This is a genomic window from Pseudodesulfovibrio portus, assembly GCF_026000375.1.
In the GTDB taxonomy this organism is placed as follows: domain Bacteria; phylum Desulfobacterota; class Desulfovibrionia; order Desulfovibrionales; family Desulfovibrionaceae; genus Pseudodesulfovibrio; species Pseudodesulfovibrio portus.
This window is the reverse complement of the sequence record NZ_AP026708.1, coordinates 3085825-3104157: the sequence shown is the minus strand read 5'-3', so window position 1 is coordinate 3104157 and position 18333 is coordinate 3085825. Positions and strand designations below refer to the sequence as shown.

Annotated in this window: 18 protein-coding genes; 14 read left to right on the top strand and 4 right to left on the bottom strand. The window is 62.9% G+C overall.

Annotated features, from left to right (window positions below):
- The first annotated feature begins 170 nt into the window (after positions 1-170).
- A complete protein-coding gene (locus OO730_RS14885) occupies positions 171-698 on the top strand; it encodes a hypothetical protein (protein ID WP_264982269.1) in 528 nt (175 codons plus the stop codon).
- Positions 698-2014 carry an L-cysteine desulfidase family protein gene (locus OO730_RS14880; protein ID WP_264984174.1) on the top strand — a complete coding sequence of 439 codons (1317 nt, stop codon included), beginning with the start codon at positions 698-700 and terminating at the stop codon, positions 2012-2014. The genes OO730_RS14885 and OO730_RS14880 overlap by 1 nt, the downstream gene beginning before the upstream one ends.
- A gap of 170 nt (positions 2015-2184) precedes the next feature.
- Here OO730_RS14880 and OO730_RS14875 read toward each other — a convergent pair whose 3' ends face one another.
- The 4 genes from OO730_RS14875 to OO730_RS14860 all read right to left on the bottom strand — a co-directional run bounded on the left by OO730_RS14875 (position 2185) and on the right by OO730_RS14860 (position 7475).
- On the bottom strand, positions 2185-2652 hold the full coding sequence (locus OO730_RS14875) for a hypothetical protein (protein WP_264982267.1): 468 nt from the start codon (positions 2650-2652) through the stop codon (positions 2185-2187).
- 261 nt (positions 2653-2913) lie between these two features.
- Positions 2914-4569, bottom strand: coding sequence for a ribonuclease J (locus OO730_RS14870; RefSeq protein WP_264982266.1), 1656 nt, complete (start codon positions 4567-4569; stop codon positions 2914-2916).
- Positions 4570-4571: 2 nt separating this feature from the next.
- Positions 4572-5294, bottom strand: a complete 723-nt coding sequence (locus OO730_RS14865; RefSeq protein WP_264982265.1) for a lysophospholipid acyltransferase family protein — start codon at positions 5292-5294, stop codon at positions 4572-4574.
- A 120-nt stretch (positions 5295-5414) separates the two neighbouring features.
- Positions 5415-7475 (bottom strand): elongation factor G, encoded by a 2061-nt coding sequence (locus OO730_RS14860; RefSeq protein WP_264982264.1) that lies wholly within the window; start codon positions 7473-7475, stop codon positions 5415-5417.
- A gap of 267 nt (positions 7476-7742) precedes the next feature.
- On the opposite strand from OO730_RS14860, the gene OO730_RS14855 reads away from it, so the two are divergent.
- The 12 genes from OO730_RS14855 (at position 7743) to tsaB (ending at position 18327) form a co-directional block, all read left to right on the top strand.
- Positions 7743-8705: a ParB N-terminal domain-containing protein gene (locus tag OO730_RS14855; RefSeq protein ID WP_264982263.1), complete on the top strand. Its 963-nt coding sequence runs from the start codon at positions 7743-7745 to the stop codon at positions 8703-8705.
- Positions 8698-9813, top strand: a complete 1116-nt coding sequence (locus OO730_RS14850; RefSeq protein WP_264982262.1) for an SPL family radical SAM protein — start codon at positions 8698-8700, stop codon at positions 9811-9813. Before OO730_RS14855 ends, OO730_RS14850 begins: the two co-directional genes overlap by 8 nt.
- Positions 9814-10095, top strand: coding sequence for a hypothetical protein (locus tag OO730_RS14845; RefSeq protein WP_264982261.1), 282 nt, complete (start codon positions 9814-9816; stop codon positions 10093-10095). It abuts the gene before it with no gap.
- Positions 10096-10455: 360 nt separating this feature from the next.
- A complete protein-coding gene (gene rpsB / locus OO730_RS14840; RefSeq protein ID WP_264982259.1) occupies positions 10456-11244 on the top strand; it encodes a 30S ribosomal protein S2 in 789 nt (262 codons plus the stop codon).
- 2 nt (positions 11245-11246) lie between these two features.
- A complete protein-coding gene (gene tsf, locus OO730_RS14835) occupies positions 11247-12056 on the top strand; it encodes a translation elongation factor Ts (RefSeq protein WP_264982258.1) in 810 nt (269 codons plus the stop codon).
- A gap of 204 nt (positions 12057-12260) precedes the next feature.
- Entirely contained in the window at positions 12261-12980 is a 720-nt protein-coding gene (pyrH, locus tag OO730_RS14830) for a UMP kinase (RefSeq protein ID WP_264982257.1), read from the top strand.
- A gap of 1 nt (position 12981) precedes the next feature.
- Positions 12982-13536, top strand: a complete 555-nt coding sequence (gene frr, locus OO730_RS14825) for a ribosome recycling factor (RefSeq protein WP_264982256.1) — start codon at positions 12982-12984, stop codon at positions 13534-13536.
- 16 nt (positions 13537-13552) lie between these two features.
- Complete coding sequence (gene uppS, locus OO730_RS14820) at positions 13553-14263, top strand: polyprenyl diphosphate synthase (RefSeq protein WP_264982255.1); 711 nt, start codon at positions 13553-13555, stop codon at positions 14261-14263.
- Positions 14264-14374: 111 nt separating this feature from the next.
- Positions 14375-15184 (top strand): phosphatidate cytidylyltransferase, encoded by an 810-nt coding sequence (locus OO730_RS14815; protein ID WP_264982254.1) that lies wholly within the window; start codon positions 14375-14377, stop codon positions 15182-15184.
- A gap of 15 nt (positions 15185-15199) precedes the next feature.
- Entirely contained in the window at positions 15200-16402 is a 1203-nt protein-coding gene (gene dxr / locus OO730_RS14810) for a 1-deoxy-D-xylulose-5-phosphate reductoisomerase (protein ID WP_264982253.1), read from the top strand.
- A gap of 67 nt (positions 16403-16469) precedes the next feature.
- Entirely contained in the window at positions 16470-17528 is a 1059-nt protein-coding gene (gene rseP / locus OO730_RS14805) for an RIP metalloprotease RseP (RefSeq protein ID WP_264982252.1), read from the top strand.
- 10 nt (positions 17529-17538) lie between these two features.
- Complete coding sequence (gene tsaB / locus OO730_RS14800; protein WP_264982250.1) at positions 17539-18327, top strand: tRNA (adenosine(37)-N6)-threonylcarbamoyltransferase complex dimerization subunit type 1 TsaB; 789 nt, start codon at positions 17539-17541, stop codon at positions 18325-18327.
- Positions 18328-18333: the final 6 nt, after the last annotated feature.

Sequence of the window (18333 nt, the reverse complement as noted above, 5' to 3'; positions counted from 1 at the left end):
TTCGCGGTGGCGCATTGACAACGTACCTGTGGAATTTACTTCCGATCAGGTCTGAATATACCCCGACTCCAAGGCGAGCGCAACGGCTCGTGCGGAAAACTTGAGGGGAACCGAGAAAAAGGGTAAGCAGAGCCTCCCCTGACAACAACATTCTTTGCATGGAGATATGGATGGCCAAATTCGAGATCAATCCGCTGACCCCGCAGCCCGAGTTCGACATGATGTACTACATGGAAATCGCCGGAGAATCACGCATAGACGGCGACATCCTGGAAGAATTCGAGGAGTTCTGGGACAAGTGGGCCGCCGAGAGCCTCAAGGCGTACGAGTTGAAGAACCCCGACGGCGAAGGCAAGTTCTTGCTCATCTTCCTGGACCAGGCCGCCGAAGACATCATCGAGGGCGTGTGGCAGGATTCCCCGACCCACGGGCTGCTCTTCCACGCCCTGGCCATTACCATGGTCATGAGCTCGGCCCAGGGCTTCGTGCCCGAGCTGCAGACCGGCAAGTGCGCCCCCCTGCCCCGGCCGGGCGAAGGCGTGCTCGGCGCGTTCGAGGAACTCGGCCTGACCTGGAACGAGGAAGGGACCGTGAACCGCAAGTACGCGGTGCTCACGCCCTACCCCTACACCGGCGGCTGCGAGGTCTGCTACCTGAGCGACTCCTGTCCCAAATCCACGGCCAAGAGCAAGCAGTGATGCGGTTTTCGGTCAAGGACGTCCTGACCATCCAGGTGGCCCCGGCCCTTGGCTGCACCGAACCGGTGGCCATAGCCCTGGGCGCTGCGGCGGCCATGTCCCTGCTCCCCTCCGCCGACTTCGACCACATCGAGGTGGCGGTGGATCCCAACGTGTACAAGAACGGCCTGGCCGTCTCCATCCCCGGCCCCTCCGACCTGGTCGGCCTGGACATGGCCTCGGCCCTCGGCGCCACGGGCGGCGACCCGAGCCTCAGCCTGGAAGTGCTCCGGCCCATCGACGACGACGCCGTTGCCCTGGCCAGGAAATCCCTGGCCGAGAAGAAAATCACGGTCACCCTGCTCAGGGAACAACAGGGTCTGCTCATCCGCACCAAGATCACCTCCGGCGACCATGTTGCCGAGTCCGTCATCGAGGGACTGCACGACAACATCACATCCCTGTCCCTGGACGGTCGGCCCGTGGACAGCCCCCTGATCAGGGTGCAGGCCGAGGACAAGGGCTCCCCCCTGGCGGCCATGGAGGAATGGCTCAAGTCCCTGAGCCTGACCGACCTCATCGCCCTGACAGACGAGCTGGACGAGGATGATTTCGCCTTCCTGCAGGAAGGCGTGGACGTGAACATGCGGCTGGCCGAGCAAGGCCTCAAGTACGGCCTCGGCCTGGGCGTGGGCAAGACCCTCGAACGCCTCGCGCGCCAGGGGCTGATCAAGAAGGACATGATGCTGGACGCCCGCATCCTGACCTCCGCCGCAGCCGACGCCCGCATGTCCGGCGCTCCCCTGCCCGCCATGAGCTCCGCCGGGTCCGGCAACCACGGGCTGACCGCCATCCTGCCCATCTGGGCGGTCAAGGACTACGTGGAAGGCGTTCAGACCCGTTCCGTGCTCGAAGCCATCGCCCTGTCGCACATCGTCACCGCCTTTGTTAAGGCGCACACCGGCCGCCTCTCGGCCATCTGCGGCTGTTCCGTGGCCGCAGGCGCGGGAGCCACCGCCGGGATAACCTTCCTGCTCGGCGGCGGGGCCACGCACATCGCCGGAGCGATCAAGAATCTCCTGGAAGACCTGGCGGGCATCATCTGCGACGGGGCCAAGGAAGGCTGCGCACTCAAGCTGGCCACCGCCGCCGGAACCGCTGTCCAGGCCGCACTGTTCGCCCTGCAGGGCGTCAACGTCCACCACACCGACGGCATCATCGGCCAATCGCCCGAAGACACCATGCGCAACGTCGGCACCCTGGCCGTGGACGGCATGATCCAGACCGACAAGACCATCCTGGAAATCATGCTCCAGAAGCAGTTCTCGGACGTGTAAGAGCCTCCGGCGGCTGGGGGAAGGGGAAGAGGGGAACCCTTTAAAAAGATGTTCCCCTCTTCCCCTTCCCCCAGACCCCATCCCCAACTCCCTTCCGAAACTTTTTGGGTCGCCTTCGGCGAGAGCCGTACAAGCTTGAAAGAGTTTGACGTGGTTTGCGCCAGGAAAAGCTAGTAGTAGGCCAGTCCCTGCGGGGCTGTCTTACCCTCGAAAAAGGCTTCGACCTTGTCCTTGTCCTCTTCGCTGACCTTGAGGTCGGAAACGGAGAGAACCGAGGGCATGCCTCCGTAGGTCTTCACTGCGCGGTCGATGAAATCGGCGTCCACGAACGCGCCCTTGAGGGTCACGCCCCTGCCGCCCCAACTGACCGTGAGGGAGAGGATGGGATCGCGATCAGGGGCCTTGGTGATCAGGTTGCCGGTCTTGACCAGCGCCTCCCGGACCTGGTCCGGGAACACGCCGCCCAGTTTGCCCAGGGTGTCGAGGAAGCCGGGCATCACGGCCAGGTAGTAGTATTGATCGATCTTGCAGGCAACGGACTTGCCCGGCAGATTCAGGAGCCACGGCTCCTCGGCAAAGCCCCTGCCCAGGGCCCGCTGCAAACGCTCGACGATCTCGGAGTAGTCCTTGAGTGGCATACCGCACCCTCGCTTCATGGGTTTTCCAGCTAATCGAATCAATTAGCCGAACACGGCCACCCTGTCCAGCCGCCTTTCCCCACGCCCTTTCTCCCCGGCCCCACGGAATGAGGCAAAGCAAACTCGCCTCACCCGTAAGCCCGCGCGAATGCGCCCACAAAAAGTTTTGAAAAGGAAGGGGTTGGGGGTCCGGGGGAAGGGGAAGGGAAAACTTTCTCAAAAGTTTTCCCTTCCCCTTCCCCCGGCCGCCGGAGGCACCGCCTAAACGGAAATAACCAGCGGCACGACCACCGGGTCGCGGCCGAGCACCTTGCGGAAGAAGCGGCGCAGGGCCGAGCGGATGCGTTCCTTGAGCTTGGTGGTGTCGCCGGGCGCGATGTTCTCGTGCACGTCGAGCACGATACACTTGGCGTCGTCCAGGAGGTGGCGGTACTCCTCCTCGAACACGAAGCCCTTGGACATGATGTCCGGGCCCATGGAGATTTCTCCGGTGGCCTCGTCCACCACCAGGACCACGATGACCATGCCCTCGCCGGCCAGGAGCTGGCGTTCCTTGAGCACGGACTGGCCCACGTCGCCCACGCCCTTGCCGTCCACCAGGATCTTCTCGGCGGAAATGCGCGGCAGCAGCTTGATGCCGTCGTCCTCGAAGAAGGTCACGGGCTGCCCGTTCTCCACGACCATGGACTTGTCCTCGTCCACGCCGCACTCGCAGGCCAGCCGCATGTGCTTGACCAGATGGCGGTACTCGCCGTGAACCGGGATGAAATATTCGGGCCGCACGGTCTGGAGCATCAGGGTCAATTCGCCCGCGTGGGCGTGGCCCGAGGCATGGACGCCGTGCATCTTCTCGTACAGAACCTCGGCCCCAAGGCGGTACAGGTTGTTGATGACCCGGTTGATGGCGCGCACGTTGCCCGGGATGAACCGGGAGGAGAGGATGACCAGGTCGTCGGGCCTGACCGCCAGTTGGCGGTGCTCGCCTGCGGCCATGCGGGACAGGGCGGCCAGGGGCTCACCCTGGGAGCCGGTCACCAGCAGGACCAATTCGTTGTCCGCGTACTCGTAAATGGTGTCCAGTTCGATGAACGTGCCCTTGGGAACCTTGAGGTGCCCCTGCTCGCGGGCCAGCTCGATATTCCGGGCCATGGACTTGCCGGACACGGCCACCTTGCGGCCCTCGGCGTCGGCCAGGTCGAAGACTTCCTGCATCCGCTGGATGTGGCTCGAGAAAAGCGAAACGAGGATGCGCCCCTTGGCCGTGGAAAAAATCTCGCGCAGGCTGACCTTGATCTCCCGCTCCGTCAGGGCGAACCCCTCGCTGCCCACGTTGGTGGAGTCGGATAGCATGAGCTTTACGCCCGGCTCGGAAAAATTGCGGAACGCGGCCAGGTCCGTTGCATGGCCGCCCAGCGGGTTGCGGTCGATCTTGAAGTCGCCGGTGTGCACCACCCGGCCCGCAGGCGTTTCGATGCCCAGCCCGTACCCCTCGATGATGGAATGGCAGACCGGAAAGAAATTGAACCGGAAATCGCCGAGCAGCACCCGGTCGTAGGGACGCACGGGCCGCAGGTCGGCCCACCTGTCCAGGTCATGTTCCCTGAGCTTGTTCTCCACCAGCCCCAGGGTGAACTCCGAGCCGTAGACCGGCACGTCAACGTTCTGCAACAGCCACGGCAGCGCGCCGATGTGGTCCTCATGGCCGTGGGTCAGGACGATGCCGTGCAGGCTGGACTTGTTCTTGAGCACGAAGTCGAAGCAGGGAATGACCACGTCCACCCCGAAATGGTAGTCCTCCGGGAACATGAGCCCGCAGTCCACCATGACCATGGAGCGGTCGGTCTTGTAGAGCATGCAGTTCATGCCGATCTCGCCGAGGCCGCCGAGGGGGTAGAGAGTGATTGCGTTTCCTGCCATGACTATCCTTGAGCGAGCAGTTCCTGATAGGCCGTGTTCATCATGTCGAAGAGGTCGTCCTTGAGCTTCTCCCGCTCCTTCAGGGTGTACTCGGAGGGGTCGATGACCGGCAGGGCTTTGACCCGGACCACAGGCCGGTTGTCGATGGTCAGCTTGCCCTTGGACATGATGCGGCCGGTGTTGGTCATGACGATGGGCACCACGGGCAGCCCGGCCTTCAGCGCGATGATCATGCCGCCGACCTTGAACTCCATGAGCTGGGAAAGTTCCGTATTGCGGGTGCCCTCCGGGAAAATGACCGGGGAGATGCCTTCCTTTGCCCTGTCCACGGCCTCACTGAGGGACTTCATGGCCGCACGCCGATTCTCGCGGTCGATGCAGATGTGTCCCGAATGGGCCAAGGCCTTGCCGTAGATGGGGATGTCGAACAGGGATTTCTTGGCCACGAACCGGATGCGGTTGCCCTTGAGCACCCGGAACAGCACCGGGATATCCAGGTTGGACTGGTGGTTGCCGATGAAAACGTAGTGCCCCTTGGGGTCCACCTCGCCCAGGTCGGCCTCGATCCTGATGCCCGCGAGTCTGACGGCGGCGTCACCCCATTTGAGCCCCCAGTAATCGTATTCCTCGGGAGTGGCTTTCTCGGGGTCCACCTGCATCATCCTGATGCTGTAGTAGACCGTCACCAAATACAAAAGCGGCACGAAAAATAAGCGTCGAAACATTGTCCATCCTTGTTGAGCAAAACTCCCGAATAAGTAAACCAAATCACTGCATCAAACAAGGAAAAGAAAGAGGGCGACGGGTATGAACCCGCCGCCCTCCGCATTGCGCTTGATCGGAACCTACTCGGCTTCGTCCGCCTTCTTGTTGGCGGCGATGACCTTCTCGGTTTCCTGGGGCGGGCATTCCTCGTAGGAAGCGAATTCCATGAAGAAGGTGCCCTGGCCCGCGGTCATGGAGTTGAGGTCCGGGGCGTACTTGAGCATCTCGGCCATGGGCACGTGGGCCCGGACCTCGGTGATGCCGGCCTGGGAGTCGGAACCCAGGACCTTGCCGCGACGGGACGACAGATCGCCGATGACGTCGCCCATGAAGGAATCGGGCACGGCCACGGTCACGAGCATGACCGGTTCGAGCAGGGCCATCTTGGCCTTTTCGCAGGCCTTCCTGAAGGCCAGGGAACCGGCCACCTTGAAGGCCATTTCCGAGGAGTCGACGTTGTGGTAGCTGCCGTCGTACAGGGAGACCTGGAAGTCGATGACCGGGTAACCGGCCAGCACGCCGCGCGCGGCGGTCTCCTGGACGCCCTTGTCAACGGCCGGGATGAACTGGCGGGGGATGGAGCCGCCGACAATCTTGTCTTCGAACTCGTAGCCCGCGCCGGACGGCCTGGGGGTCACGTTGATCCAGCAGTCGCCGAACTGGCCGCGACCGCCGGACTGTTTCTTGTGACGGCCCTGGACTTCCTTGGCCCCGGTCTTGAAGGTCTCGCGGTACGGAACCTTGGGCGTCTTCAGGACGATCTCGGTCTTGTAGCGGCGCTTGGCCTTTTCAACGGAAATCTCGATGTGGTTCTGGCCCATGCCGGACAGCAGGATGTCGCCGGACTCCTCGTCGCGGGACAGGGTCAGGGTGATGTCCTCGTCGAGCAGCTTGGCCACTGCGGCGTAGACCTTGTCCTCTTCGCCCTTCTCGACCGGAGCCAGGGCAAAGGTGATCAGCTGCGGAGCCATTTCCGGCTTGGCCAGCTCAAACTTGTCCTTCTCGACCAGGGTGTCCCCGGTGCGGGTGTTCTTGAGCTTGGCCAGGGTGACGATGGAACCGGGGCCCATGCCGCCCTTGAGCTGCGCCTGTTCCTTGCCGTTCATGGCCAGGAGCTGGCCCACGCGTTCCTTTTCGCCGTTGCTGGCGTTCAGGAGATGGGAGTCGGGATTGAGCGTGCCGGAGAGGACGCGGACAACAGTCAGCTGACCGGCGAACGGGTCGGCCATGGTCTTGAAGACAAAGCAGGCCAGGGGCGCGTCCGGGGAGGACTCGCGCTCGCCTTCCACGCCGACCCACGGCTTGTGGTCCAGGGGACCGGGCATCAGGTTCTGCACGGTGTCCAGGATCATCTGGCCGCCCTGGCAGTTCAGGGCCGCGGAAACCACCACGGGCACCAGCTCGCCGGAGGCCACGCCCGCCTTGAGACCCTTGGTGATGTCTTCGGGGGAAAGCTCGCCTTCCTCGAAGTACTTCTCCATGAGATCCTCGTCGGATTCGGCGATATTCTCGATCATGGTCTCGCGGATGGCCTCGACTTCGTCGGCGATGTCGGCGGGCACCTCGCCCTCCTCGACCTTGCCGTCGGCGCCGAACATGAGGGCCTTGCCGGACATCATGTCCACCACGCCCTTGAAATCTTCCTTGGAACCGATGGGATAGAACAGCAGCGCCGGGCGCGCACCCAGGGCTTCGGAAATGCCGTTGAAGGCCATATCGAAGTCGGCCCGGTCGCGGTCCATCTTGTTGATGACGATCATGGAGGGCAGGCCCTGTTCCTGAATCTGCGCCCAGACCTTGCGGGTCAGCGGCTTCACGCCGTCCACGGCGTCGATGACCATGACCACGCCGTCGGCTGCGGTCAAGGAATAGGAAAGATCACCTGCGAAATTGGAGTCGCCGGGGGTGTCTATGAGGAAGTGGTCGTTCTTTTTCCACTTGTAACAGGCGAGACCGGGCTGGACCGAGCCGCGCCGCTTGATTTCCTCGGGTTCGTAATCGAGAACGGTATTTCCGTCTTCGACCTTGCCGAGGCGATTGACAATTCCGGCATTGAAAAGAAGCATCTCGGCGACGGTGGTTTTACCACTTCCGCCGTGACCGACGAGTGCATAGGTTCTTTGTGTTTTCAGGTCAGGCATACTTCACTCCACATCGTTTTTTCAGGTTGTCCTTATTGGTTCCGAGGGAGCTAAAACCCTCGTGATAAGTACAGCACTTGGTTTTTAACGGGTTTAGTCCTATAGGAAGACCGACGCGAGGTTGTCAAGTGGTCCGAGTCGGTTTTCCACCATCCTATCCACCTGTTATTCCAAACTTTTTTTGACAGCTTCGCCGCTTTTTGCTGACATTGTCTTTATATTACGAGTGGTTGCATTCAACAATCGAGAAACTTACAGGAGTGAAATTTGCTGCTCACCAGCGAGATTTTCACGGCTTCGGCCACGTCGATCCGGGCCGACGGCGCACACCTTTTCTGGGCTGAAAAACCCTCTGATTCACTGACGGAATCCATGGCGGAATTCGGGCAGGCATCCCCGGTCCTGGTCCGCGAAACCGAGGCGGGGCTGACCCTCGTCGCCGGGCACGCGCGGCTGGCAGCGCTGGCCGCAGCAGGGCAGCCTGTGCTGGCGCGCATGGTCGAGGACGCCGACGACGTGTCAACGGGCCTCCTCTACCTGGCCGACAACGCGCAACGGCCCCTCGACGACGGCATGCGCCTGGCGGCCCTGCAATACTTCGCCCCGCGTGTGGACGAGGGGGTTCTGCGCCAGGACATCCTGCCCCGGCTGGGCATCAAGCCCAAGTCCAAGGACGCCAGGTTCCTCCTGGCCTGGCTCGGCATGGACAAGGAGTGGCAGGCCCTGCTGACCGCAGGCAACGTCCCCCTGGCGGCCGTCAGTCCCCTCGCCCGGATGTCCGTAGACGACCTCGCCGCCGTGAAGCCGTTGTTCACGGGCCTTTCCTGGTCGCGCTCCAGCGGCGTCAACGTCCTCACCTGGCTCTTCGAAACCGCCACGATGCACGGTGTCGCCGTGGCCGAAGTCATGGACCGGGCGGGCATGAACGCCGCCCTGGCCCAAGGGCTTTCCCCCAAGGACGCCATCGCCCGGCTGTCCACGGCTGCACGACAGGCCCGCCACCCCGAGCTGACGCGCTTGCAGGAGCGGTACGCCGCCGTCGCCGCCGAAATCACGGCGGGCACCAAATGGCGCATGACCCAGCCCGACAGTTTCGAAACCGGCGGCAGCGAGCTGACCATCCAGATCAAAAACGGCGAGCAGCTCAAGCAGGCCGTCAAGGACCTTGAGAATATGGCCGCCTCCACGGCATGGGACAAACTCTGGTCGCTGGGGAGCCGGGATGAGTAAGCGACTCCCCTCCCACCTGCGCAAGATCGGCCACGTGTTCGTCGACGAGTCCATGCAGGATTCGCCCATGGCTCGCCGCGTCCGCGACAAGCTGGCCGGGACCGACCGGGCCGACATCCCATGGACCGTGGTCCCGCCGGAACAGGACCGCATCGAATTCGTGCGGGGCGAGACCCAGGCGCTCTACCTCAAGGAATACAAGGGCAAGTTCCTGCGCTTCTGCCCCGGCACCCGCGCCTATCACTGCTGCGGTTACCGCATCATCCACATCGGTGAGAACTGCCCCATGGCCTGCTCCTACTGCATCCTCCAGGCATACTTCCAGGACCGGGTGCTCAAGATATGGGCCAACCAGGACGACCTGTTCACCGAGTTGGGCAACGCCTTCGGCGCGGACCGCAACACCCGGTACCGGGTGGGCACCGGCGAGTTCACCGACTCCCTGGCCCTGGAACACCTGACCGGGTACAGCGCCAACCTCATCCATTTCCTGGAGGACTACGACAACGTGGTCCTGGAGCTGAAATCCAAGGTGGTGGACCTGACCTGGATGGACGCGACCACGCGCACGGACCGCGTCCTGCCCGCCTGGTCCCTGAACGCGCCCTTCATCAACGAGCACGAGGAATTCGACGTCTCCACCCTGCGCGAGCGGCTGACTGCGGCCCGCACCTGCGCCGAGGCCGGGTTCCGGGTCTGCCTGCACTTCGACCCCATCATCCACTACCCCGGCTGGGAGGAAGGCTACGCCGAGACCATCGACATGATCTTCGACTATGTGAAACCGGAGCAGATCGCCTACATGTCGCTGGGGTCGTTCCGGTGCATGCCCCAGCTGACCCCGATCATCGAGAACAACTTCCCGGACACCACATACATATATAACGAGTTCGTGCCCGGCCTGGACGGCAAGGCGCGGCTCCTGCGCCCCCTGCGCGTGGCCCAGTTCAAGTTCATGGTGGACCGGCTCAGGAAGCACGGCATGGACAAGCAACTCTACTTCTGCATGGAGTCCACCGAAGTCTGGAACGAGGTCTTCGGATACGCGCCAAAAGACTTCGGCGGGCTGGGCAACCGGCTCATGGCGCAAGCTTTCGGAGAAGAATAAATGAGAGAACCCAAGGTCAATAAAACCGTCGTGGGACAAATCGTCCGCCACATCAATCACCACGGCGGTGTTTTCCAATACTGGAACGTGGGCATCGAGGAAGAAGGTTCGGACCGAAACCGTTCCACCGGCCATCTCCCCATGCGATTCGATATCCGCAATTCCGACGACGCCCGCGCCACCATGTCCCACCTGCTCGACATGGGCCTCATGGCGGACGACGAGTACGACACCGACCCCACGATATTGTTCATTCATGCTCATACGTTAATCGAGAGGTAGCAGCCTCGAAAACTCCAGACTTTGCGAATCGCTGAAAGGCTCATTTTTACCGGCCAAGCATGGAACTCCACTTCTGGATGGAATCCACCGAAGTCTGGAACGAGGTCTTCAGGTACGCGCCAAAGGATTTCGGCGGACTGGGCAACCGGCTCATGGATCAGACCTTCGGGGATCAGCCGGTCTTTCCGACTTTCTGTCGCAAATCGGAAAAAAATCGCCCCAAAGCTTGCGTTCCATATAATATTGGGCTAAGTACCCGCGACTTCAAATTCACACATCCCGCCCATAACTCCGGGTGGCCCGTGATGGCACGGGCTCCTTCGTGGACTGCGGGATGGACGAAAAACCCAGGAGATTCACATGGCTTACGTTACCATGAAGCAGATGCTGGAGACCGGCGTCCACTTCGGCCACCAGACCCGCCGCTGGAACCCCAAAATGCGCCCCTACATCTTCGGCGCGCGCAACGGCATTCACATCATGGACCTGCAGCAGACCGTCAAGATGTTTGCCACGGCCCACGATTTCATCGTCGACACCGTTTCCAAGGGCGGAAAGGTCCTGTTCATCGGCACCAAGCGCCAGGCCCAGGAGGCCGTCAAGGCCGAGGCCGAGCGTGCGGGCATGTTCTTCGTCACCCATCGCTGGATGGGCGGCACCCTGACCAACTTCCAGACCATCAAGCGTTCCATCGACCGCCTCAAGAATCTTGAGCAGATGTTCGAGGACGGCTCCATCTCCAAGTACACCAAGAAGGAAGCCGTGGGCATGAACCGCGAGGTCAAGAAGCTGAACCTGGCGCTGGGCGGCATCAAGGACATGAACGACGCCCCCAGGGCCGCCTTCGTCATCGATCCCAAGCGCGAACAGATCGCCATCCAGGAATGCCGCAAGCTCGGCATCCCGGTCGTGGCCGTGGTCGACTCCAACTGCGATCCCGACATGGTGGACTACATCATCCCCGGCAACGATGACGCCATCCGCGCCATCAAGCTGTTTGCCACCCACATGGCCGACGCCTGCATCGAAGGCGCCGCCATGCAGAAAGACTTTGCCGCCAAGGCCGAGGCCGAAAAGGCCGAAACCGCCAAGGCTGAAACCGCAGAAAAGGCCGAAGCCCCCGCCGAGGCCCCCGCTGAGGAGAAATAAGAATGGCTATTTCCGCTGCACAAGTGAAAGCCCTGCGCGAGAAGACCGGCGCAGGAATGATGGATTGCAAGAAAGCGCTGGTTGAGTCCGGCGGCGACGACGAAAAAGCCGTCATGTACCTTCGCGAGAAGGGTCTGTCCAAGGCCGCCAAGAAGGCCGGACGCGCCACTTCCGAGGGTCTGGTCACTCCCTACGTTTCCGAAGACGGCAAGACCGCCGTCATCTCCGAGCTGCTCTGCGAGACCGACTTCGTTGCCAAGGGCGACGACTTCAAGGCCTTTGCCGCAGCCCTGTCCGAGAAGATCGCCGGTCTGGACGTGACCACCGGCAACGCCGACGACCTGCCCGCAGACGTGGCCGACGTCACCGACCTCATCGCCAAGCTCGGCGAGAACATGGGTGTCGGCCGCTTTGCCAAGATCACCACCGACGGCGTGCTCGGCGTCTACGTCCACACCAACAACAAGCTCGGCGTCATCGTCGAACTGACCGGTGGCGGCGACGAGGACCTGGCCAAGGACGTGGCCATGCACGTGGCTGCAATGAACCCGCAGTGCATCGCTTCCGACGAGCTGCCCGCTGACGTCCTGGAAAAGGAAAAGGCCCTGTACATGAAGCAGGCCATGGACGAGGGCAAGCCCGAAAACATCGCCGAAAAGATCGTCTCCGGCCGCCTGAGCAAGTTCTACTCCGAAGTCTGCCTCATCGAGCAGGCCTTCATCAAGGAAGACAAGAAGAAGGTCAAGGACATCCTGGGCGGTGCCGCCGTGGCCGGCTTCCAGCGTCTGGCTCTCGGCGACAAGACCGAATAAGACCAAGACCGATATGAAAAAAACGGGCCGCACGGCCCGTTTTTTTTGGGCTGCGAGCCGCGTTGACGCAAGGCAGGCAGCCGACCTCAAACGCCCGTTTTTTTGGAGCACCGCATCACTCTGGCCTTTATCGGCGGCCTGAAATGTGATACCGCCTTTGGGCGAGATCGTTTCACCATATTCAAACGACACGCAGGGAACACAATGAGCAGCACACAATATAAGCGTATTTTACTGAAACTCAGCGGCGAGGCCCTGGCGGGCGACCAGCAGTTCGGCATCGAACCCGAGGCCATCGGCCAGTTCGCCAAGGAGATCGCGGAAGTGGCCGCCACCGGGCTGCAGATGGCACTGGTCATCGGCGGGGGCAACATCTTCCGGGGCATGGCCGCCTCTGCCAAGGGCATGGACCGCGCACAGGGCGACTACATGGGCATGCTGGCCACGGTCATGAACGCCCTGGCCGTGCAGGACGCCCTGGAAAAGAACGGCTGCGACACCCGGGTCATGACCGCCCTGCAGATGGCGGACGTTGCCGAACCGTACATCCGCCGCCGGGCGCTCAGGCACATGGACAAGGGCCGCGTGGTCATTTGCGCCGCAGGCACGGGCAACCCCTATTTCACCACGGATTCGGCGGCCGCCCTGCGCGCCCTGGAACTCAAGTGCGACGCCATCTTCAAGGCCACCAAGGTGGACGGCGTGTACGACAAGGACCCGGCGAAGTTCGACGACGCCGTGAGATACGAGACCGTCACGTACATGGAGACCCTGGAAAAGCGGCTCGGCGTCATGGACTCCACCGCCATTTCCATGGCCCGCGACAACGACCTGCCGATCATCGTCTTCAACCTGCACGAGGAAGGCAACATCCGCAGGGCCGCCAACGGCGACAACATAGGAACGACTGTCCAAGGAGAATAAAATGAAAACGCTACTCGACGACGGAAAGAAACGCATGGCCGGGGCCATCACCGCCCTTGAAAAGGAATTTTCCAAGCTGCGCACGGGCCGCGCCACCACCTCCCTGGTTGACTCCATCGTGGTGGACTACTACGGCACGCCCACGCCCATCAGCCAGCTGTCCTCGGTGTCCGTGCCGGACTCCAAGACCATCACCATCCAGCCCTGGGACAAGGGCGCGTTCGGCTCCGTGGAAAAGGCCATCATGACCTCCGACCTCGGCCTGAACCCGGTCAACGACGGCAAGATCATCCGCATCTCCATCCCGCCGCTGACCGAGGAACGCCGCCGGGACCTGGTCAAGGTGGCCAAGAAGTACACCGAGGACTGCAAGGTCGCCATCCGCAACGTTCGCCGCGACCTGAACGACTCCCTCAAGGCCATGGAGAAGGACAAGGACATTTCCGAAGACGAAAAGAAGAAAGGCGAGTCCGACGTGCAGAAGCTGACCGACGACTTCGTCAAGCAGTCCGACTCGGTTCTGGCCGAGAAAGAAAAGGAAATCCTGGAAATCTAGGGTTCCGCTCTTGTCGATGCATACCATTCCCACCCATATAGCCATCATCATGGACGGCAACGGCAGGTGGGCCAAACAGCGCGGGCTGAAACGGACCGACGGCCACAAGGCCGGGACCGAAGCGGCCCGCGCCGTGGTGACGCGCTGCCGCGAACTGGGGGTCAGGCACCTCACGCTCTATACCTTTTCCAAGGAAAACTGGGCGCGCCCCAAGGAAGAGGTCAAGACCCTGTTCGAGTTGCTGACCACCTTCCTCACGCGCGAGGAGAAGTCGCTCAAGGAGCAGGGCATCCGGCTCAGGGTCCTGGGCGACATCGACGGCATGCCGCTGGCCGTGCGCCAGGTGCTCAAGCACGTCATGCGCCAGACCAAGGCATGCACGGACATGACGCTCAACCTGGCCCTGAACTACTCGGGCCGGGACGAGATCCTGCGCGCGGCCCGGAACCTGGCCGCCAAGGGGACCGCCCCGGAGGCCATCACCGAAGAAGCCTTCGCCGCCGAGTTGTGGACCGCAGGCCAGCCGGACCCGGATCTGATCATCCGCACCAGCGGGGAGCTTCGGCTGTCCAACTACCTGCTCTTCCAGTGCGCCTACTCCGAATTCTACTTCACGGACGTCTACTGGCCCGACTTCTCGCCCGAGGAGCTGGAAAAGGCCATCGACTCCCTGAGCGCCCGGGAACGCCGCTTCGGCAGGACCGGCGACCAGATGGCGGAAAGCTGAAATACCGATGGCCATGATTCGCCGCAGATATGTTGCCCCCGTTCCCTATTTAGCGTACACAAAGTGGACTCGCGTCCATCACGCAACCACAGGTAACCGCTGAAATCACACATGGAAATATCCCCGCATAAACAACGAATCGCCACCAGCATAGTGCTGGCCGTCCTGCCGGCACTGGCCCTCATCTTCCAGGGCTGGGTGCTGTTCACGGTTCTCTCCCTTTTCTGCGTACTGACCCTGTGGGAATTCTACTCCATGTTCCGCCCGGTGCGGCACATGACCGCCTTCAAATCCCTGGGCGCGGCCTTCACCTTCCTGCTGCTCGGCGCATTCACCACCGGCGACGTCCGCTACCCCAGCGCCATCCTGCTGGCCGCATTCTGGGCGTCCGGGTTCATCTTCCTGGTCCGCTACAACCGGGACACCTCCGCCTCGTACCGCCACGCCGCCATCTTCCTGGTCGGCCTCATATACATCCCCATGAACTTCCACTTCTTCCTGTCCATGGACCGGATGGAGATACTCCTGATCATCGGCGCTGCGGCCGTGTCCGACACTGCGGCCTTCTACGCGGGCAGCCTGTGGGGCAAAAGGAAAATCTGGCCCCGCATCAGCCCCAAGAAATCATGGGCCGGGTCCATAGGCGGCTTCACGGCATGCGCCCTGGGGGTCACGGTCTACGGTGAGACCTTCGGCCTGCCGGAAGTGGCCCTGTGGAAGTGGATTCTCCTCGGCGGCCTGCTCAACGTGGCCGCCCAGATGGGCGACTTCCTAGAATCCGCCATCAAGCGCTCACTGGACATCAAGGACTCCGGCTCCATCCTGCCGGGCCACGGGGGCCTGCTCGACCGCGTGGATTCCCTGCTCCTGGTCACGCCCGCCTACGCGCTGGTCGCCATGTTCCACCCCTTCTTCCGCTAGGGCCCGGAGTCGGCTGTGAAATCCTACATCTCGTCCTGGCCCGCGACCGCCGCACTACCCGGCTTTCCGCGCGCCGTGACCATTCTCGGCGCCACCGGCTCCATCGGCGACTCCGCCTTCAAGGTCATGCGCAAGCACCCGGACCTGTTCACGGTCACGGCCCTGGCCGGAGGCCGCAACGGCAGGAAGCTGGCCGAGTTGTGCGCCGAATTCCGGCCCGCATACGCCTGCCTGCTCGACGACCGCGCCCGCAAGGAATTTCTCGACCACCTGCCGCCTGACTACAGGCCGGAGACCCTGATCGGCCCGGAAGGCTACGAGCGGTTGGCCGGTCTGGAGAAAGCCGACCTCGTGCTTTCCGCCATCGTGGGAGCCGCAGGATTCGGTCCCACCCTGGCCGCCGCGAAAAAAGGCAAGATGATCTGCCTGGCCAACAAGGAATCACTGGTGCTGGGCGGCCACATCATCCGCCGGGCCTGTCGGGAATCCGGGAGCGTGATCCTGCCCGTGGACTCCGAGCACAACGCCCTGTTCCAGGGGCTGGCCGGTCACAGCCGCGAGAAAGAGCTGAAGCGGCTCATCCTGACCGCCTCGGGCGGTCCCTTCCGGGGACGCGACCGCAGATTTCTCGAGACCGTCACCCGGGACCAGGCCCTGGACCATCCCAACTGGGACATGGGCGCGAAAATCTCCATCGACTCCGCCACCCTCATGAACAAGGGGCTGGAACTGATCGAGGCATGCCATCTGTACGGGTTGCCCCCGGAGCGGGTGGACGTGGTGGTCCACGCCCAATCCATCATCCATTCGCTGGTGGAATACGTGGACGGCTCGCAGTTGGCCCATCTCGGCCTGCCCGACATGCAGGTGCCCATCGCCCACTGCATGTGCTACCCGAACCGGGTGGCCGTGGACGTGCCGCAGCTCAACCTGGCCGAAGTGGGCAGCCTGACCTTCGAGCAGCCGGACCTGACCGCCTTCCCCTGCCTGCGATTGGCGGGCGAGGCCTACGCGGCCGGACCAAGCCATCCCATCGTGCTCAACGCGGTCAACGAAGTGGCCGTTGCCGCCTTCCTGGCCGATACGATCCGCTTCCTCGACATCCCGGCCATGATCGAAGACGCACTGGGCCGCCACACGGCCGTGGACGTTTCCACCCCCGAGGCGGTGCTGGCCCTGGACGCGCAGACGCACAGGGAAGCCCAAGCCGCCCTCTAGCCAAACGGCCGGAAGTGCTTATACTGTTCCGAGCCGTCGACCCAAACCGACGGCCCAAGAGGAAAACATGATCACAAGCATTGTCGCCATCGTCGTCGTTCTCGGCGGTCTCATCTTCTTCCACGAGCTGGGCCACTTCACCATCGCCCGCCTGTTCGGCATGGGCGTGAAGGCCTTCTCCCTGGGCTTCGGCCCCAAACTGGCGGGGGTCACCTCCGGCCGGACCGACTACAAACTCTCCCTGATCCCGCTGGGCGGCTACGTGGCCCTTGCCGGGGAACAGGGGGAGGAGGAAGCCGACTTCCCCGACGACCAGCTCTTTTCCAACCGTCCCGCATGGCAACGATTGTGCGTGGTGGCCGCCGGTCCGTTCTTCAACTTCCTGCTGGCCTTCCTCATCTACTGGTTCCTGGCCATGAGCCAGGGACAGGCCGTGGTCCTGCCCGTTGTGGGCGGGGTCCTGCCCGACTCCCCTGCCGCCGCCGCAGGATTTGCCAAGGACGACCTGATCACCGGCATCGACGGCGCTCCCATCGACTCGTGGAGCCAGATGGTCGAGACCATCCGGTCCGCCGAAGGCCGTCCCCTGACCATGACCGTTGACCGGGGCGAAGAGACACTGACCCTGACCGTCACGCCCATGGTCAACTCCTACACCAACCTGTTCGGCGAGACCGTGACCGTGCCCATGGTGGGCATCAACCAGTCGGGCCAGGTCCGCTTCGAGCCCGTGGAAGGCACCGGCATGACCGCCGCGCTCTACCACACCTGGAACATGTCCGCAGTGGTGGTGAAGGGCTTTTTATCCATCATCGAGCGCCTCATCCCGGTGGAGAATGTGGGCGGCCCGATCATGCTCGCCCAGATGGTCTCCAAGTCCGCCGAGTCCGGCATCTTCGACCTGCTCGGCATGATGGCCATCATCTCCATCAACCTGGCCATCATCAATCTTTTGCCCATCCCCGTGCTGGACGGCGGGCACATCCTGTTCTTTGCCCTGGAGATGGTCGTCCGCCGCCCCCTGAGCGAAAAGTGGAAGGGCCGCGCCATGCGCGTGGGCCTGCTCGTCCTGCTGCTGCTCATGAGCCTGGCCATCTTCAACGACGTCCGCAGACTGCTGTCCTAGGAGTCGGGTCATGGCCATCCCCAAGACACGCCCGGTCAAGGACCTCCTGCTCGTCATGGCCGGGGCCGAGGAACGGCTCCAGCTGGTCCTGGGCCAACCCGGACCGGACGGCTTCATCCTGCTCGCCTCGCGCCAGTGGACCGTGCCCGGCCAGTCCGTCCGATTCCTGGTCCCCGGCCTGAACGCCGTGCTGGACGAATTCGGCGTGGACCCCACCGTTCTCGACCGCATCGCCTGCGTGCGCGGCCCGGGCAGCTTCACCGGCCTCAGGCTAGTCCTGGCCGCCGCCGAAGGGCTGGCCGCCGGGCTCGACGTCCCCCTCGCGGGCCTGGACTACCTGCCCCTGCTCGCTTCCGGCCCCGCGCAACTTGCCGACGGCCCGCTGCACGTACTGACCTACGCCCGTCGCGGCCTGGTCTATTCCCAGTCTTTTGCCGCGCGCTCCATGACGGAGATCGCTCCCCTGGCCTCCCTCTCCCTGGACGAGGCCGCCGAACGCATCGGCGAGCACGGCGACACCGGCCTGCTCCTGGGCACCGGGCTGCGCAAGAACCCCGAGTTCTTCGCGGACCTCGCCACGGCTCGTCCGGGCCATACCCTGCTCGATGAGACCTGGGACAATCCCACCCCGGAAATCCTGCTCAAGGCGGCGGAAGCGGCCACCTATTTCAACGACCCCATCGAGCCCGTCTACGTTCGCCCCTCGGATGCCGAGGACAACCTGGAACAGATCGCCCGCAAGCGGGGCCTGGACCCTGTCGAGGCCAAGAAACGACTGGAAGCGTTGCGCGAAGAATAGCCCCGG

Bases quoted from the DNA above. Each gene is read 5' to 3' on its own strand.
- OO730_RS14880 (WP_264984174.1), top strand. From the start codon at position 698: ATGCGGTTTTCGGTCAAGGACGTCCTGACCATCCAGGTGGCCCCGGCC.
- rseP (WP_264982252.1), top strand. From the start codon at position 16,470: ATGATCACAAGCATTGTCGCCATCGTCGTCGTTCTCGGCGGTCTCATC.
- rpsB (WP_264982259.1), top strand. From the start codon at position 10,456: ATGGCTTACGTTACCATGAAGCAGATGCTGGAGACCGGCGTCCACTTC.
- OO730_RS14860 (WP_264982264.1), bottom strand. From the start codon at position 7,475: ATGCCTGACCTGAAAACACAAAGAACCTATGCACTCGTCGGTCACGGC.
- OO730_RS14885 (WP_264982269.1), top strand. From the start codon at position 171: ATGGCCAAATTCGAGATCAATCCGCTGACCCCGCAGCCCGAGTTCGAC.
- OO730_RS14850 (WP_264982262.1), top strand. From the start codon at position 8,698: ATGAGTAAGCGACTCCCCTCCCACCTGCGCAAGATCGGCCACGTGTTC.
- tsaB (WP_264982250.1), top strand. From the start codon at position 17,539: ATGGCCATCCCCAAGACACGCCCGGTCAAGGACCTCCTGCTCGTCATG.
- frr (WP_264982256.1), top strand. From the start codon at position 12,982: ATGAAAACGCTACTCGACGACGGAAAGAAACGCATGGCCGGGGCCATC.
- OO730_RS14875 (WP_264982267.1), bottom strand. From the start codon at position 2,652: ATGCCACTCAAGGACTACTCCGAGATCGTCGAGCGTTTGCAGCGGGCC.
- OO730_RS14815 (WP_264982254.1), top strand. From the start codon at position 14,375: ATGGAAATATCCCCGCATAAACAACGAATCGCCACCAGCATAGTGCTG.
- OO730_RS14845 (WP_264982261.1), top strand. From the start codon at position 9,814: ATGAGAGAACCCAAGGTCAATAAAACCGTCGTGGGACAAATCGTCCGC.
- uppS (WP_264982255.1), top strand. From the start codon at position 13,553: ATGCATACCATTCCCACCCATATAGCCATCATCATGGACGGCAACGGC.
- OO730_RS14870 (WP_264982266.1), bottom strand. From the start codon at position 4,569: ATGGCAGGAAACGCAATCACTCTCTACCCCCTCGGCGGCCTCGGCGAG.
- tsf (WP_264982258.1), top strand. From the start codon at position 11,247: ATGGCTATTTCCGCTGCACAAGTGAAAGCCCTGCGCGAGAAGACCGGC.
- pyrH (WP_264982257.1), top strand. From the start codon at position 12,261: ATGAGCAGCACACAATATAAGCGTATTTTACTGAAACTCAGCGGCGAG.
- OO730_RS14865 (WP_264982265.1), bottom strand. From the start codon at position 5,294: ATGTTTCGACGCTTATTTTTCGTGCCGCTTTTGTATTTGGTGACGGTC.